The organism is Aeromonas sp. FL131 (assembly GCF_049860615.1).
Taxonomy (GTDB): Bacteria; Pseudomonadota; Gammaproteobacteria; order Enterobacterales; family Aeromonadaceae; genus Aeromonas; species Aeromonas hydrophila.
Genome location: NZ_CP187595.1, coordinates 738,864 through 755,429 on the forward strand (window position 1 = coordinate 738,864; position 16,566 = coordinate 755,429).

General features: G+C 55.8%; 12 protein-coding genes and 5 pseudogenes. 11 read left to right on the forward strand and 6 right to left on the reverse strand.

Annotated features, from left to right (window positions below; all coding sequences use genetic code 11):
* Positions 1-256: 256 nt before the first annotated feature.
* A pseudogene (locus ACPW75_RS03590) lies at positions 257-895 on the reverse strand (IS5 family transposase); the annotation flags it as partial.
* An 86-nt stretch (positions 896-981) separates the two neighbouring features.
* On the opposite strand from ACPW75_RS03590, the pseudogene ACPW75_RS03595 reads away from it, so the two are divergent.
* Positions 982-1,695: pseudogene (locus ACPW75_RS03595) on the forward strand (IS110 family transposase); the annotation flags it as partial.
* Between the two features lie 4 nt (positions 1,696-1,699).
* Here ACPW75_RS03595 and ACPW75_RS03600 read toward each other — a convergent pair.
* A complete protein-coding gene (locus ACPW75_RS03600; protein ID WP_080689213.1) occupies positions 1,700-2,650 on the reverse strand; it encodes an IS1595-like element ISKpn3 family transposase in 951 nt (316 codons plus the stop codon).
* 253 nt (positions 2,651-2,903) lie between these two features.
* Between ACPW75_RS03600 and ACPW75_RS03605 the strand changes: the two genes are divergently transcribed.
* Together ACPW75_RS03605 and ACPW75_RS03610 are read left to right on the forward strand one after the other, a co-directional pair.
* Positions 2,904-4,241 (forward strand): IS4-like element ISAeme15 family transposase, encoded by a 1,338-nt coding sequence (locus ACPW75_RS03605; RefSeq protein WP_024945976.1) that lies wholly within the window; start codon positions 2,904-2,906, stop codon positions 4,239-4,241.
* 325 nt (positions 4,242-4,566) lie between these two features.
* Positions 4,567-4,932 (forward strand): hypothetical protein, encoded by a 366-nt coding sequence (locus tag ACPW75_RS03610; protein WP_024946371.1) that lies wholly within the window; start codon positions 4,567-4,569, stop codon positions 4,930-4,932.
* Positions 4,933-5,066: 134 nt separating this feature from the next.
* On the opposite strand, the gene ACPW75_RS03615 is transcribed toward ACPW75_RS03610, so the two are convergent.
* Entirely contained in the window at positions 5,067-6,644 is a 1,578-nt protein-coding gene (locus ACPW75_RS03615) for a methyl-accepting chemotaxis protein (protein WP_024946372.1), read from the reverse strand.
* A 308-nt stretch (positions 6,645-6,952) separates the two neighbouring features.
* Here ACPW75_RS03615 and ACPW75_RS03620 point away from each other — a divergent pair.
* From ACPW75_RS03620 to ACPW75_RS03630, 3 genes and pseudogenes are all read left to right on the forward strand, one after another.
* Positions 6,953-7,321, forward strand: a pseudogene (locus ACPW75_RS03620) (recombinase family protein); the annotation flags it as partial.
* Positions 7,322-7,573 (forward strand): annotated as a pseudogene (locus ACPW75_RS03625) (Tn3 family transposase); the annotation flags it as partial.
* 513 nt (positions 7,574-8,086) lie between these two features.
* On the forward strand, positions 8,087-9,562 hold the full coding sequence (locus ACPW75_RS03630) for a HAMP domain-containing methyl-accepting chemotaxis protein (RefSeq protein WP_024945039.1): 1,476 nt from the start codon (positions 8,087-8,089) through the stop codon (positions 9,560-9,562).
* A 115-nt stretch (positions 9,563-9,677) separates the two neighbouring features.
* Here the strand turns inward: ACPW75_RS03630 and ACPW75_RS03635 are convergent, their stop codons facing one another.
* From ACPW75_RS03635 to umuD, 3 genes and pseudogenes are all read right to left on the reverse strand, one after another.
* The gene (locus tag ACPW75_RS03635; protein WP_231557019.1) at positions 9,678-9,920 is read right to left on the reverse strand and encodes a hypothetical protein; all 243 of its coding nucleotides are present in this window, start codon (positions 9,918-9,920) and stop codon (positions 9,678-9,680) included.
* Between the two features lie 34 nt (positions 9,921-9,954).
* Positions 9,955-10,683: pseudogene (locus ACPW75_RS03640) on the reverse strand (Y-family DNA polymerase); the annotation flags it as partial.
* On the reverse strand, positions 10,664-11,107 hold the full coding sequence (umuD, locus tag ACPW75_RS03645) for a translesion error-prone DNA polymerase V autoproteolytic subunit (protein ID WP_024945037.1): 444 nt from the start codon (positions 11,105-11,107) through the stop codon (positions 10,664-10,666). The pseudogene ACPW75_RS03640 and the gene umuD, both read right to left, overlap by 20 nt.
* Before the next feature lie 116 nt (positions 11,108-11,223).
* Here umuD and ACPW75_RS03650 point away from each other — a divergent pair, with 116 nt between their 5' ends.
* The 5 genes from ACPW75_RS03650 to ACPW75_RS03670 all read left to right on the forward strand — a co-directional run bounded on the left by ACPW75_RS03650 (position 11,224) and on the right by ACPW75_RS03670 (position 16,560).
* Positions 11,224-11,412, forward strand: a complete 189-nt coding sequence (locus tag ACPW75_RS03650; RefSeq protein WP_021138010.1) for a DUF3283 family protein — start codon at positions 11,224-11,226, stop codon at positions 11,410-11,412.
* A gap of 146 nt (positions 11,413-11,558) precedes the next feature.
* Positions 11,559-12,005 carry a hypothetical protein gene (locus ACPW75_RS03655; protein WP_043852095.1) on the forward strand — a complete coding sequence of 149 codons (447 nt, stop codon included), beginning with the start codon at positions 11,559-11,561 and terminating at the stop codon, positions 12,003-12,005.
* Positions 12,006-12,191: 186 nt separating this feature from the next.
* Positions 12,192-14,642, forward strand: coding sequence for a type I restriction-modification system subunit M (locus ACPW75_RS03660; protein WP_024945036.1), 2,451 nt, complete (start codon positions 12,192-12,194; stop codon positions 14,640-14,642).
* Positions 14,639-15,130: a DUF1016 N-terminal domain-containing protein gene (locus tag ACPW75_RS03665; protein ID WP_051505340.1), complete on the forward strand. Its 492-nt coding sequence runs from the start codon at positions 14,639-14,641 to the stop codon at positions 15,128-15,130. Before ACPW75_RS03660 ends, ACPW75_RS03665 begins: the two co-directional genes overlap by 4 nt.
* Positions 15,127-16,560 carry a restriction endonuclease subunit S gene (locus ACPW75_RS03670; protein ID WP_024945034.1) on the forward strand — a complete coding sequence of 478 codons (1,434 nt, stop codon included), beginning with the start codon at positions 15,127-15,129 and terminating at the stop codon, positions 16,558-16,560. The genes ACPW75_RS03665 and ACPW75_RS03670 overlap by 4 nt, the downstream gene beginning before the upstream one ends.
* Positions 16,561-16,566: the final 6 nt, after the last annotated feature.

Sequence of the window (16,566 nt, forward strand, 5' to 3'; positions counted from 1 at the left end):
TCTCATTGTGCTTGCTACCTATGAGGCAATTTCTGATTGGGATCCAGCTTCAGCTGATGATTTACTTGGTGCTCATGGACTCCTGATGCGTGGACTCTGTGATGATGCGGGTCACTGGCGTAGCGGTGGTGTAGGTATCTATCGAGGCGAGCAGTTGGTGCATATGGCTCCCCCTGCGAACCAGGTCCCTCGTCTGATGGGGCCTTGTTGATCAAATCCAAAGTCGGATACTCGCTCCCCAACCCGCCGGGCGGGCTTAGTTGACGGCCTGCCGAATGGGCATACCAAGCCCTATGACCTTGTTCATGACTTTTACCCCAGCCAGGATCTCACCCACCTGGGCGTTGTAGCTCCGCAGACTCAGTTTCGGACCGATGAGCTGCTTGAAGCGATACATGGCGGTCTCAGCTATCGAGCGCTGATGATAGCCAGAGTCCTTTTTCCATTGCTCCAGCTCTCCTGCCTTGAGCGCGGCAACCGCCTCGTTGCGTGGATAGCCTTTCTTCCAGAATGCCGCATTCTTTCTCGGCGGTATGGTGGCCTTGATGCCCTTCTTTTGCAGTAGGGTATAGCAGGCTCTGGTGTCATAGGCACCATCGGCGCTGACTTGTTCTATCTTGCGGCGCAAGGGGTTGAGCAGCGTGGGCAACACCTCGTTATCGCCCACCGTTTCCAGGCTGACTTCGGCTGCAACGATGGCATGGGTCGCCGCATCTACGGCCAGGTGAAGCTTGCGCCAGACGCGGCGTTTCTCCTTGCCGTGCTTGCGAATTTTCCATTCGCCTTCGCCATAGACCTTGAGTCCGGTGGCATCGATGACCAGGTGAGCCACTGGGCCATGGCTCGATAGGCGGTACTTGATTTCGACCGTCTTGGCGCGCTTGCTGATACAGCTAATGGGATGGTCGCCCCTCCTAAACTGGCAGCACCTGTGCCAACGTGTGGGACGATACATTCATCAATGTGAGCGGAGCGATCAACATGAACGTTAAAACTATCGGGATCGATTTGGCGAAAGCGATTTTCCAGATACACGGTGTGAACGAACACGGTAAGTGCCTGTTTAACAAGCAGCTCAAGCGGGCACAAATGATCAGCTTTTTTGCCAATCTGCCACCCTGTCTGGTTGGCATGGAAGCCTGTAGCAGCGCCCACTATTGGGCCAGAAAACTGCAAGGGCTAGGACATACCGTTAAACTGATGGCCCCGCAGTTTGTTAAACCCTACGTGAAGACCAACAAGAACGATGCGGCGGATGCTGAGGCGATCTGCGAAGCGGTGAGCCGGCCGAACATGCGGTTTGTGCCAATGAAGAGTAGTGAGCAGTTAGCCGTCCTAGCGCTGCACCGCGCCCGACAAGGCTTTGTTAAGGCGAGGACCGCACAGGCCAACCAGCTACGTGGTCTGCTGGCAGAACACGGGATCATCATCCCTAAAGGCATTGCCCACATTGGCAAGCATCTGCCCGAGATCCTAGAGGAGTACGAGAACGGGTTGCCAGGGACGTTTCGGCAATTGCTCGAGCGCCTGGGGGAGCATCTCAAGGCGCTCGACCGGCAGGTTCAGGAACTAGAGGTCCAACTCCAGAGCTGGCATCGTGAGAACGTCGCCAGCAAGAAGCTGGCGCAGATCCCGGGGATCGGCCCGCTCACCGCGAGTGCCTTGATCGCCTCCGTCGGAGACGCAAAAAGTTTCCTGATTACCCATGACCCTCAGCCAGCTTCAAGAGTCGATATGGCATCGGAGGGCTTGCCACGACTGCATGCCCCAATTCTACCAACATGCTATTGAGGTCAAAACGATGATTAAACCGGAAGCAGTATTCAGCAAGATGCCTTGGTAAATGCTTCGCTCCGAGCTTATGACAACTGCCCCGCAGCGAGTTCTTCACATTCCCTATCATCGTGTTTACCCAGTTGAATGCCGGATGATCCAGCAAATCAAGGTTGCCCCCGGTGACAACACCCAGGTGCTCACAATTGGCCTCCTTGACCGCTTTGAAACAGGCCAATCCATCGGATATCACCGCGCTACCACTGGCAATATGCCGTTTTGCCCAATCAGCAACGGACTTGGTTTTGAAACCATCGACCACCGTCATCCGCATCTTGATTGGATGTCCTTCCTTGTTCAGGGCCACTGCTGCCACAAACGGCGTCTTGCCTGCCGCGCCCCGACCCCGTTTGCCACCACGGCGCTCGCCACCCCAGTAGACATCATCGAGCTGAATGATGCCGCTGATGGGCTGCTTGTCATCGGACTCTTTCATGGCTTGCAGCAGCTTGTGCTTGAGCATCCAGGCGGTGTCATATTTGACGCCCAACTGGCGCTTTAGCTCCATCGCTGACAAGCCTGTTTTGGTTTGTGACAACAGGTGCATTGCCAGAAACCACTTGGTCAGTGGGAGCTTGGTGTTTGCGAAAATCGTGTTTCCAGTCAATGACATCTGGTGACGGCAGTGATTGCATTGCCACACACGTGGCCGCCTTCTCAGGCGACAACAGGTCTTGTTGGCACATTCAGGGCAGACAAAGCCGTTAGGAAAACGCCAAGTGAACAGCGCGTTTTCGCACTGAGCCTCAGTGCCATAGTCCTTGAGAAACTCAAACAGGCTGTAGCCTTTCTGGAATTGGATTTTGCTTTTGGCCATGATCTCGCACCTCGATAACTGTACGTAAGATCAGTATAGTTCGTGGTAACTGACTGCTAATCATGGGTAATCAGGTATGGATTTAGGGACTCAGAATACTTTTTTCTGAAAATCAAGGCGGCCTTCCCCGGAAAGCCGCGATGAACCTAAAATTTCCCCGCCTGATGGCGCAATGCTGATCAGTTAAGGATCCATTGACCGATCCTTCTGCTGTAGGACAATCCGGAACCAATCACTGGTTCCGGATTTTTTTATGTCTATTGCAAACGATCTGAACGATGTTGTTGAGGCATCTGGCGACATGCTGGCTCGGCTGGCCATTTTTGCCGACCATATTCCCGACGAATGGATTACTGCCGCTGCCGCCTTGTCTGAAAAGGCCACTATCCGCCGACGCCGCTTACCTTCTGATATGGTCTTGTGGCTCGTCGTGGGGATGGCCTTTTTCCGCAATGAGCCTATCTCCGAGGTCGCTCGGCGCCTCAACATCTGTGCAGAAGGGTTGGCCAATGATGCCTTGCTCGCGGACAGTGCCCTGTCTCAGGCCCGTCAGCGACTCGGCAAACAGCCGCTCGAGTGGCTGTTCAAACAGTGCGCCGATGTGTGGGGGCGGGAACGTTATCCTGAAGACCATTGGCACGGTTTACAGGTCTTTGCCATCGATGGGGCCCTGTTCCGAACCCAGGATATGCCTGAACTCAGAGCACATTTCGGCTCGGGTAACACCTCAACCAACCGGCAGACACCCTACCCGATGCTGCGGTTGGTCACGCTCATGAATGTCCGCTCGCATGTCATTGCCAACGCGGCCATCAGCCCGTACCGCAAAGGGGAAATCCCCCTGGCCAGCGAGTTCATTCACTCATTGCCGGACAAGTCAGTGACCCTGCTGGATAAAGGCTTCTTCGGTGCCGACCTGTTGCTGCGTATTCAGGCCGAAGACACCGACCGTCACTGGCTCATCCCGGAACGCAAGGGGCTGGTATACACGGAACTTGAGCGCTATGGCGACGGTGACCGTCTGTTGCAAATGACGGTCTCGCCTCAGGCTCGCAAGAAAAACCCGGCGTTGCCGACACACTGGCAAGTTCGCGCAGTGACCTATGAGGTGGCAGGCAAGGAGAAAACGGTCTTTACCTCCCTGCCCGTGGCGCGATTCAGCGCAGCTCAGGTGGCGACCCTGTACCACGAGCGCTGGGAAATCGAGCTGGGATACCGGGATATCAAAAGCGCGATGCAGCACAACGCCATCACGCTGAGAAGCAAGAAAGTGGACTTGGTCTATCAGGAGCTGTGGGGATTGCTGCTTGGATACAATCTGGTCAGGCGGGAGGCCAGCCAGGCCGCCGTAGCCCATCAGCGAGCGCCCAATGAGGTGAGCTTTAAGTTTGCCTGTCATTTCATCGCGAACCAGATGGCAGTGATGGCGGGCGCGTTATCGCCAGCCCATACGCCACGGAGGTTGGCGGAGTTGCGGGGCTGCATAGGCGTCATGTTCATAGAAAAACGCCCCAGGCCATCGAGACCCAGGGCGGTGAAGATATCAAAGACCCGTTTTCCGGTAAATCGCAATGCGGCTCCGCTTAAGTGAACAGCATTGCGCCTGATGGCGGGGTTTTCTTTTCAAGGATGATGCTTATTTTTATCCACCAACCGGCTCAACACATGCGCCAGTTTCACCGTAGCGAAGGATCAGGCCCTTCCCGACTGATACTAAGGGGCTCTCGTCAGGTAGGGTGTTAATCTGGCCTTGGATCTGCCGAACGGCAACTTTCGCAAGGGCCGGTGCGCCGCCTTGAATTTCGGCATCGGCCAATTGAGTTCCGAGATAACCGCATGTACGTCAAGCATATCGTCAGCCATGCCGAATACGACAAGCTGACCGCCAAATACCGGCGAGCAAAGGCGTAACCATCATGATGAATCACGCACTCGTGACGATTAGAGAGGCGTTGGGCCAGATGCCCTACCTCACTCAGATCAATAACCAGGATGAGTATGAAGAAGCCCTGGCGTTGATGGATGAGCTGGTGGACGACTACGACACCAACAAGGGGCTGATCGTCATGCTGGCCACCAGCATAGAGCAATGGGAGGACCGCTCCGAGGAGTTCACCGCTTTCAACCTGGCTGTGTCTGGCGTGGCGCCGGGCATCGCGGTATTGAAGACGCTGATGAGCCAACACCACCTCGGAGTGGCCGATCTCCCCGAGCTGGGGTCTAAATGGGGGAACCGCAGAATTCGGAAAAAATCGTACGCTAAGCTAACGGTGTTCTCGTGACAGCTCTTTGACTAGGCCTTTCTAAGGCCATTCTGATAGCCCTGACTTCCTGAAAAGCCATGGCTAAAATTTGTGCGGCTAAAAGGGATAACCGATGGTAAAGTAAGTTATCCCTGTCGAGATACTGAAAAGCGTTATCCTCGTTTTTCCCAAAACTGTTTTGCCAGTTCGCTCAGAGCGCTAGTTAACTGAGCGACAGATTTCGCACTTTGCAAATTATTCTGCCCGGTCTGTACATTGGTATCAGCAGCATCGCGTATATTGTTAATACTGCGGTTGATGTCTTCACTTACTGCTCCCTGCTGCTCGACCGCAGTCGCTATTTGCGCGTTCATGTCGGTAATTTCGTTAACACGTTGGCCAATTCCATCAAGAGCTGTAGCTGCTTCCTCTGCGTGAGCTACACTCGTGTGCGCTTGCCGACCACTTTGCTCCATGACTGTAACAGCGGATTGCGCTCGCTCTTGTAGAGCGCTGATCATGCTTTGAATATCCGTTGTCGATTGCTGGGTGCGAGCAGCAAGACTGCGAACCTCATCGGCGACAACAGCAAAACCACGCCCCTGCTCACCAGCACGCGCGGCCTCAATTGCTGCGTTGAGTGCCAACAAATTCGTTTGATCGGCGATCCCTCGTATAACGTCAAGAATTTTTGATATCTCGTTACTTTGACCTTCAAGCTCATGAATAACCTGAGCGGCTTGCCTAATTTCACCTTCAAGGGCAGTGATTGACTGGCTTGTGTGGGCTACCAGACGCTGGCCAGATGCCGTCTCAGTGTCTGCTCTTCCGGCCGCATCTGCAGCATGCTGTGCATTGCTCGCAACCTCTTGAATGCTTGCAGTCATTTGGTTTACTGCCGTTGCTATTTGATCTGTCTCTGCCTGCTGCTCAACTGTAAGTACATTGCTTGACTCAATATCCTTTAGTAGGCCTCGGGTGTGTTCGCTAAGCCGATTTGATGCATCATCTATGCGACCTACTACGGCGCCTGTTTCAGCTTGCATCATTCGTAAAGCAAACTCTATTTGGCCAAACTCATCGGTGCGCCCAGTGTAGACGGATTGACTTAATGGGTTATTGGAAATATTCTTGGCTCTTTCAACCAGTCTTCCAAGAGGAGAGAGAATAGCCAAAACACTAACAGAGCTTAAGCTTCCTGACATTAAAGTAGCTAACAATAAGCTGTTTATTGATGTATCAGTAAGCATGCCGGCAGCCATTGCGCTTGATATAATACTACCCCATATGAGCAAGAGTATTTTCACGGAAAAGCTAGCAACCCATTTCGGCCTCGCGGCCTTCCCGCTTCTCAATTGAGCATATAATTTTTCCGCAGCCAAAACCTGCTCAGGTTCAGGCTTGGTCCTTACAGACTGGTATTCAACAATCGAACCATTCTTAGCTATTGGCGTTACATAAGCACTTACCCAATAGTGGTCGCCATTTTTACAGCGATTTTTTACTAGCCCCATCCATGAGCGGCCAGATTTTAATGTACTCCACATATGCTCAAATGCAGCAGGCGGCATATCTGGGTGTCTTACGATGTTGTGAGGCTGGCCTAATAGTTCTTCCTCAGTGAAACCACTGATTTTAATGAAGTCAGGATTAACGTACGTGATATGGCTTTGAGGGGAGGTAGTCGAAAGAATATTGGCATCTTTTGGGAGTTCTAAGTTTCGACCCGTCACTGGTAAATTCTGGCGCATAAGAGCCTCAAGAGTTGGCTGTTTTATTTTATTGTGTTCGGCATTAAGCCCAATTTCTTTAGCGTTAGGATAAAGCTAGCATGGACACGATAGGTGCAGCAAGTTAAGGGTTGCATTGCGCATGTAAATCTAGGTTATACCCTAACTGGATGTCAGGCAAGGCCGCGCCGCTTCGTCAGAATAGAGTCATCTTTCGCATTTTTTGACACATGCCCGCGAAGGTCATAGATTTCAGCCTGACAGAAACGGGGTTTGAGGCACAACGGAACAGAAGGAGCACTTAAGCCGCCTTCAACCAAGGAGACATCGTGCAGGGGCACCGCATCGGCTACGTCCGGGTCAGCAGCTTCGACCAGAACCCGGAACGCCAGCTGGAACAGACCCAGGTGAGCAAGGTGTTCACCGACAAAGCCTCGGGCAAGGACACCCAGCGCCCCCAGCTCGAAGCGCTACTGAGCTTCGTCCGCGAGGGCGACACCGTGGTGGTGCACAGCATGGATCGTCTGGCCCGCAACCTCGACGACCTGCGCCGCCTTGTACAGAAGCTGACCCAGCGCGGCGTACGCATCGAGTTCTTGAAGGAGGGGCTGGTATTCACCGGCGAGGACTCGCCGATGGCCAACCTGATGCTGTCGGTGATGGGGGCCTTCGCCGAGTTCGAGCGTGCGCTGATCCGTGAGCAGCAGCGCTACCGGGCCAGCGGCCTCAACCTGGTGACGGCGGCTATCGTGCTGTGGAACACGGTGTACCTGGAGCGCGCCACCCAGGGGTTGGTCGAGGCCGGCAAGCCGGTGGACGGCGAGCTGCTGCAATTCCTGTCGCCTCTGGGCTGGGAGCACATCAACCTAACCGGCGATTACGTCTGGCGGCAGAGCCGCAGACTGGAAGACGGGAAGTTTCGGCCCCTACGGATGCCCGGAAAACCTTAGCGTACGATTTTTTCCGAATTCTGCGGGCTCCCCTAAATCGAATGTCAGCAAGCTCTTGAACGCCGCAGACGGGAAGAAGCTGAATTAAGCAACACATTGAAGCACTGAGCAAGCGGTTCCGTGTTTCCCCACCCTTGTTCTTTTAGCCTGGAAGGTTCGCCGCCGGGCCGGTGCCGGGGATGGCCAGCGGTTTGCCTGGTGCGGGAGTCGCCGGTCACCCCTCAATGTCGTGGTGCGACATCGAGCGCCGGGGGCCTGGTGTTTCGCCTGGGGGGTTCGCCGCCGGGCCGGTGCCGGGGATGGCCAGCGGTTTGCCTGGTGCGGGAGTCGCCGGTCACCCCTCAATGTCTTGGTGCGACATTGAGCGCCGGGGGGCTGGTGTTTCGCCTGGGAGGTTCGCCGCCGGGCCGGGGCCGGGGATGGCCAGCGGTTTGCCTAGTGTTCTAGTTCACATCCTTCCTAAGCGGTGCCGAAGAGAAGTTTCATATCATCAGTACCCAAATCATACCGGAAATGCTCGATAGTGCGGCACTCAAGCAAAACCTGGATGATGTCCGGCGCTTGGAGCTGCGCTTCATGTTGCTGGGCAATGGGGCCAATCTACCTCAGGAGGAGCAGTTGGTGGCCGAGACGGTGACCCGGGTGCAGCAGAGCCTGGCGGATTATGAGAGTGATTTGCGCACCCCGGAGCAGCGGACGCTGTTCGAGGAGTTGCGCAACAAGTGGCAGGCTTATCTGCCCCTGCACCAGGAGATCATGAGCCTGAAGCGAGAAGGGCAGACCGAGGTGGCGGCCCAGAAGTCGGTGGCATCCGTTGCGCTCTACTATGGGCTTACCTCCCTGGTTGGCAAGCTGATGGACCTGAACCAGCAGCAGGCTAGTGCCATGGAGGCCCAGTTTAACCGTGCCAATAAACAGGCCAAGCGCTGGATCGTCGGTTCGCTACTGGCGGCGGTGTTGCTGGTGTTTGGGCTGGCCTACTGGCTCTCCGGCCAGATCAGAAAGCCGCTGGCGCACCTGGTGGAGCAGGCCAATCGGCTCTCCAGAGGCGATTTGAGCGGCACGCTGGATCCGCGCTGCTTTGCTCGCGACGAACTGGGCCAGCTGGCCTCGGCCTTTGGCAGCATGCACACCAATCTGCGGACCCTGATTGCCGATGTGGCCGCTGCCGTTCACCAATTGGGAACGTCGGTGGAGGAGGTCAATGCCATCGCTACCCAATCCTCTCAGGGGGTTGCCCAGCAGCTCCAAGAGATCGATCAGTTTGCCGCCGCCATCAACGAGTTGCAATCCACGGTGCAGGAGGTGTCGCGCAACTGCAACGAGGCGGCCAACTCGGCCAGTACGGCGGCGGGGGACTCCTCGGCGGGGTTGCATGCCGTGCAGTTGGCCATCAAGGATACCGGTGTGGTGGCGCAGAAGCTGGAGCAGGCCGGGCAGGTGGTGGATCATCTGCAGCAGGATAGCCAGAGCATCGGTGTGGCGCTGGAGGTGATCCGCTCCATCGCCGATCAGACCAACCTGCTGGCGCTCAATGCCGCCATCGAGGCGGCACGGGCCGGTGAGCATGGTCGGGGTTTTGCCGTGGTGGCCGACGAGGTGCGCACCCTGGCCAAGCGAACCCAGGACTCTACCAGCGAGATCAACCGCATCATAGATCTGCTGCAGAGCCGGGCCCGCGAGACGGTGGAGAATATGGATCATAGCCGTCAGTTGATGGACACCACGGTGAACAGTACCTCGGATGTGGGCTCCATAATCCACAAGGTCACCGAATCGGTGGCGCTGATCTCGGACATGAACACCCAGATTGCCACCGCCACCGAGGAGCAGAACTCGGTGACCGAGGATCTGAACCGCAACATAGCGGTGATCCATGAGGCGGCCAACGAGGTGGCCAGTGGCGCCGAGCAGACGGCCTCCGCCTGCCTCTCCCTGAGCCAGTTAGCCGAACAGCTGCAGGGACGGGTTGCCCAGTTCCAGTTGTAAGCGTGGTGTGCTGTATCCAGTTCCTGCCGCCATTCGGCGGCGGGAAACCCAATGAAATCAAATAGATACAAAATAATCAAGTAACTTCTCATTAAGTCGTGGCGATGGGCTCCTTTTACCGCTGGTTGATCAGTTCAGCTAGCGGCACAAATGGACCACCATTTATCCTCTCCTGCAGATATTTCCAGAACGACATACCCAACTTTCTGCAGGTATTTTTCAGACTCATAAATGTATCCCGGCAACGTCTCCCTTCCTCGCTGCGGGTGCTTCCGCTCACCTTTCGCTTCTTCACATGACCCCGGATGTCCCGCTCGCTACCATTGGTGTGCAACGGCACCTCCGGCCGCTTCAGCACCAGCAATAATTCGTCCTTGTGTTCGCGTAACCGCTTCAGCAGCCGGTTCAACGGTCAGCTCCGCGCAAGGCAGGCCACGTAGTTCCTGTACGATCCGCTCGACCACCACGCCGTATTGGGCGCGTAACCCTTTGGCATCGCTAGCCACCAAGTCGGCCACGGTGTTGATGCCTTGTGCCACCAACTTGGCCCCCAAGCGCCGCCCTATGCCCCACACCTCATCCACCGGGGTGATAGCCATCAGCCGGGCACGGCGCAGCTCGTCACGCAAGTCCACAACGCCGCCCGTGGCAGGCCACTTCTTGGCTGCATAGTTGGCCAGCTTGGCGAGGGTCTTGGTGGGGCCGATCCCAACCCCTACCGTTAGGCCGGTCCACTGCCACACTCGCTGCCGGATCTGTTGCCCATAGGCTGTCAGGTTCCCGGCAAACGACTCCGACAGTGACAGGAATGCTTCATCGATGGAGTAGACCTCCAGCTCGGGGGCCATGGTCTCTAACGTGCTCATCACTCGGCCAGACATATCGCCATAGAGCGCGTAGTTGGAGCTGAACGCCACACCGCCATGCGCCTCGAACTGCTCGCGGATCTTGAAGTAGGGCCCGGCCATCTTGATGCCCATCGCCTTGGCCTTGGGGCTGCGCGACACCACGCATCCATCATTGTTGGAGAGCACCACGATCGGGCGGCCACGCAGCTCAGGGCGAAACAGCCGCTCACAGCTGGCGTAGAAGTTGTTTACATCAACGAGCGCTATAGCCATCACGCTGCCTCAGATTGCCAATCACATGGGTGACCACTCCGAACAACTCCAGGGAGAGACTCATACAAGGGTCGATAGGCGCGAACGCCGGATTGGCTGGCAGCAGCCGCAACCTCGGCTTGAGCTGCAAGGTCTTTACCGTGAAGCCGCCATCGAGTAGTGCAATCACCACATCACCATGGCGAGGGGTGAGGCTCTTATCGACCACCAGCAAGTCACCGGGAAAGATGCCGACCCCGGTCATGCTCTCCCCCTCGGCACGCAGATAGAAGGTTGCTGCAGGGTGCGGCACGCAGTGGGTGTTGAGGTCCAACTTCCCTTCCAGATAGTCGCTGGCTGGGCTGGGAAAGCCACAAGAGGCGCGGTGCAAGAACAGCGGGATGGTCACCTCGGCGGGTGATGGGTCTGGGGTTAACAGCTTCATGGTAATAACGCCTGTGTTTATATACAGGCATTATAGCGCGCCACCTTTGAACCAGCGCAAGTCCCGCATGCCACTGATGGCGTACCATGGCGCCAACAAATAACAAAGAGATCAGTATGAGTCACAATCTGTGTGCCCTACCGAAAGAGCAGCAAGAACGGGTCGAGGTCGAGAAGGCTGCCGCATATGCCGTATGGAAAGAGCGCAACGGTCACTTGGCCAGCGCAGAAAGCGAAGCAAGCCAGCATAAGGGTGAGCTGGGCAGCTACTTTCTTGAGCAAGTGGGTAAATACAAACGAGGTTAATTATCTCAAGCTGGACTGAACGCGCCTCAGTGGACGTCTTGCCATCACGCATCCGCCTGAAAACACGACATGTTAAAAACCTCAGTATCGAGGCTGAGCGGCTGGCCCGGTATAGTCAATCGAGTTCACGTCAGAGGAGAGATGCAATGAGTCACCAACCCGGCTTTTGGTTAGCGACACGCCAGTGGTCGCTGGCCGCACTGCTGCTGAGCCTAACGCCGCAAGTCGTGTTTGCAGCCGACTGCACCTATCGAAAAGATGCATTGGGCCATACCCGCTATCAATGTGACGATGGCAAGCAGGGCACCTTACGTGAGGATGCGCTTGGCAACATCAAAGACTCGGGAACCGGAACGACCTGGCGTAAGGACGCGCTCGGCAATCTTAAGAGGAGCGATGGCACTACCTATCGGCAAGACGCGCTGGGCAATATTCGCGGCAGCAATGCCAAAACCGGTGAACGGGTGACATGGCGTGAAGATGCACTTGGTCAGTTGCGTGCATCTGATGGCACCGTCTGTCGAACCAACGCGCTGGGGCAACTCAAATGCCGTGGCGAGAGCACACCGCCGGCCTTGCTGGAAGGCAAATGATGGCGTTTTGCAGCAAACGATCTGCCTATCCGTCACTGATGTGATATCCACCATGGTTGCCACAGGGTCAAGTGGGTAAACTCGTTGGCAATCTCTGGCGTGCTCACCCGTATGGGTGCAAACAATCGCCTCTTTTCGTTTTCCATGCGCCCTTGGCGCAAACTGACTCTTATTGGAACCCTTTCCATGGCTATCAAGAAAAACGAACTCTACTCCTCCCTGTGGGCCAGTTGCGATGAACTGCGCGGTGGCATGGACGCCTCCCAGTACAAGGACTATGTGCTCACCCTGCTGTTTGTGAAGTACGTTTCCGACAAGGCCAAGGGTAACCCCTACGCCATGATTGAGGTGCCGCACGGGGCGAGTTTTAGTGACATGGTGGCGCTCAAGGGGACCGCGAATATCGGCGAGGCGATCAACCTCACCATCTCGGCGCTGGCCGAAGCTAATGATCTCAAGGGCGTCATCGACATCGCCGACTTCAACGATGAGGACAAGCTCGGCAAGGGCAAGGAGATGATCGACCGCCTGACCAAGCTGATCGGCATCTTCGAGGGGCTGGATCTCTCCGCCAACCGCACCGAGGGCGATGATCTGCTAGGCGATGCCTACGAATACCTGATGCGCCACTTCGCCACCGAATCGGGCAAGTCCAAAGGGCAGTTCTATACCCCGGCCGAGGTGTCGCGCATTCTGGCCAAGGTGATTGGCATCAGCCGCCAGACGCCGCAAGATGCCACCGTCTACGATCCCACCTGCGGCTCCGGCTCCTTGCTGCTCAAGGCCAGTGACGAGGCGGGACCCAAGGGGCTCACCATCTACGGTCAGGAGATGGATAACGCCACCAGCGCCTTGGCGCGCATGAACATGATCCTGCACGACAATCCGACCGCCAAGATCTGGAAGGGCAATACCCTGGCCGCGCCCCAGTGGAAGGAGGGCAACAACCAGCTCAAGTGCTTCGACTTTGCCGTCGCCAACCCGCCCTTTTCCAACAAGAACTGGACCAGCGGCCTGGATGCTGAGCACGATGAGTTTGGCCGCTTTGTCTGGGGGGTACCGCCGGAGAAAAACGGCGATTACGCCTTCTTGCTGCACATCATCAAGAGCCTCAACAGCCGTGGCAAGGGGGCGGTGATCTTGCCCCACGGCGTGCTGTTCCGTGGCAATGCCGAGGCGCGCATCCGCGAGAATCTGCTCAAACAGGGCTTTATCAAGGGCATTATCGGCCTGCCTGCCAACCTCTTCTTCGGCACCGGCATTCCGGCCTGCATCATCATCATCGACAAAGAGACGGCCCCTCAGCGCGCCATCCAGGCCAACGGCTATAGCAGCCAGAGCCTGTTTATGATTGATGCCAGTAAAGGCTTTATCAAAGATGGCAACAAGAACCGGCTGCGCGAGCAGGACATCCACAAGATCGTCGATACCTTTACCCGCGAGCAGCTGATCCCCCGTTACAGCCGTGCCGTGCCGCTGTCGGAGATCGCCGCCAACGACTACAACCTCAATATTCCGCGCTATATCGATGCCAGCGAGGCCGAGGATCTGCACGATCTGGCCGCCCACCTTAAAGGCGGCATTCCCAATCGGGATATCGACGTCCTGGGCGCTTACTGGCAGGTGTTCCCGACCCTGCGGGCCGATCTGTTTGCTCCGGCCCATGCGGGTTATAGCCATGGTCTGGTGGATGCCGCCAAGGTCAAGGGCACCATACTGGCGCACCCCGAGTTTGTCCGTTTTGCCACTGCTTCACTCGAACCCTTCTCACGCTGGTTTACCGAGTGCCATCTGGCGGAGATAAAGCCGGGTGAATCGCCCAAGGCATTGATCGAGGAGATCAGCGAATCGCTGCTCGCCGCCTATGCGCCGCTGCCGCTGCTGGATAACTACGATATCTACCAACTGCTGCTGGATTACTGGCATGCCGTGATGCAGGACGATGTCTATGTGCTCTGCCAGGATGGCTGGGCGGCGGGCAAGGTGCTGCGTGAGCTTACAGTCGAGCGGGGCGAGAAGCTTAAAGAGACGCCGGATCTGGTGCTGGGCAAGAGCAAGTACAAGGCCGAGCTGCTGCCACCGGCGCTGCTGGTGGCCCGCTTCTTTAGCGATAAGCAGGCCGAAATCGACGCCTTGCAGGCCACCGCGGATGAGGTGAGCCAACATCTGGAGAGCTATCTGGAAGAGCAGGGCGGCGAGGAGGGGCTGCTGAGTGACGCCGCCAACGATGCGGGCAAGATCAACGCCGCCAGCCTGAAGGCGCGGCTCAAGCAAGCCAGCGATGCCGAGGAAAAGGCGGCACTAAAAACCGCCATCAAGCTGTTCGAAGCCGAAAGTCAGGCTAAAAAGGCGGTAAAGGAAGCGCAAGAGGCGCTGGATCGGGCGGTGGTTGCCCGTTACCCCAAGCTGACCGAGGATGAGATCAAGCAACTGCTGGTGGAGGATAAGTGGCGCGCCAGCTTGCAGGCCGCCATCGAGGCAGAGATTGAGCGCATCACCCAGCAGCTGGCCAACCGCGTCAAGGAGTTGGAGGAGCGCTATAGCGCCACCCTGCCGCAGCTGACCCAGCAGGTCGCAGATCTGGAGGCCAAGGTGGCCGCGCATCTCAAAAGCATGGGGCTGGAGTGGACGCGATGAATCAACAGAACGCTTTTATGTTGCTGCCGGAGGCGCAACAACAGGCCGATCGGCTCTTTGGCCAGTTCGGCAGCCTGATTGAACAGGCTCGTACTCAGGTTCATCGAGCCGTTAACAGCGCCATGGTGAGCTGTTACTGGCAGATCGGTTGTCTTATCGTCGAATCCGAACAGCAGGGACAAACCCGGGCTGCCTATGGCCAGCAGTTGCTGGCCCAGTTAGCCGTGCAGCTGACCAGTCGCTTCGGCAAGGGCTTTGATGCCAGCAATCTGCGTAATATGCGGCGTTTTTATCTCGCCTTTCCAATTCAGGAGACGGTGTCTCTCGAATTGAGCTGGTCCCACTACAACCTGCTAAGTCGCATTGACAATCCGGCTGCCCGGCAGTGGTACCAAAGCGAAGCGATAACCCAGAACTGGAGCGTGCGGGCATGCGTGTGCAGGCTCGGCTGGAGCAGGCTCGTAGCCTGGCACAGGAGTAACCCATGACCATAACAGACAAGCCGAACACCACAGGCGGCCAAGGTGGCAGTTCATCGCAAGAGCATGGGGCTGGAGTGGGCATAATGGCAGAACAGATGATGCAAGAGACAGCAGGTAAGGCGATCCCGGCAGGCTATAAGCAGACAGAAGTGGGGGTTATTCCGGAGGATTGGGAGGTTTCATCGCTAAAGGATGTGGCATTATTCGGTGGTGGTACTACTCCATCCCGGAGTCAATATGATCTTTTTTATAAAGATGGCCATCATCCTTGGGTGAAAACTTTAGATTTGAATAATGGACCTATTTTTGAAACGGATGAATATGTAACAGATGCTGCTTTGACTAATACAAGCCTGAGAAAGCATAAAGCAGGCTCCGTCCTCGTGGCCATGTACGGTGGTTTTAATCAAATTGGACGAACTGGTTTGTTGAGAACAGATGCTGCAATTAATCAAGCATTGTTGGCAATAATTCCAGATGGTTCAAAGCTTTATTCTGGTTTTCTATTGAGCCAACTGAATTACCATGTTGATTATTGGAAGTTAGTTGCTAGTAGCAGTCGGAAAGACCCGAATATAACAAGTACAGATATAAAAAATTACGAATTACCCCTTCCATCGGTGAAAGAACAAACCGCCATTGCCAATGTGCTGTCGGATAGCGATGCGCTGATCGATGCGCTGGAGCAGCTGATCGCCAAGAAGCAGGCCATCAAGAGCGCCACCATGCAGCAACTGCTGACCGGCCGCACCCGCCTGCCACAGTTCGCCCTGTACCCCGATTGCACCCTCAAAGGCGATAAATCCAGCGAGCGGGGAAAAATTCCGAAAGATTGGAATGTAGTTAGGTTCGGTGAGTTGTTTGAGAATAATGTTCAGCGTCAAGTGCTACGTAAAGATGAATTAGTCTCTTTTGTCGGTATGCAAGATGTTAGTGAGAATGGAGAGTTGACCTCTCAAAATAGGCTTCCGCTCAATCAAATAAAGGCAGGTCTCACTTATTTTGAAAGAAACGATATTCTAGTTGCCAAAATAACGCCGTGCTTTGAAAATGGCAAGGGTTGCCATACGGATAAATTGCTAACTGAAATAGGTTATGGCAGTACAGAGTTTCATATTCTTCGGGCGAAGAAATGCGCAGATTCAAAATTCATCTATTACTGGACGATAGAAAATAGCTTACGCATAGCCCTTGAGGCCGAGATGGTGGGTAGTGCAGGTCATCGCAGAGTACCTTTTTCTGCTCTCCAAGCTTATTTGATACCATGCCCTACCGATAAAAATGAGCAGTCTGCCATCGCCACTATTCTCTCCGATATGGATAACGAGCTTACCGCGCTGGAGCAGAAGCTGGCCAAGGCCCGTGATGTGAAGCAGGGAATGATGCAGCAACTGCTGACCGGCAAAATCCGCCTGCCGCTGGCGGCGGGGGCATAGACGGGG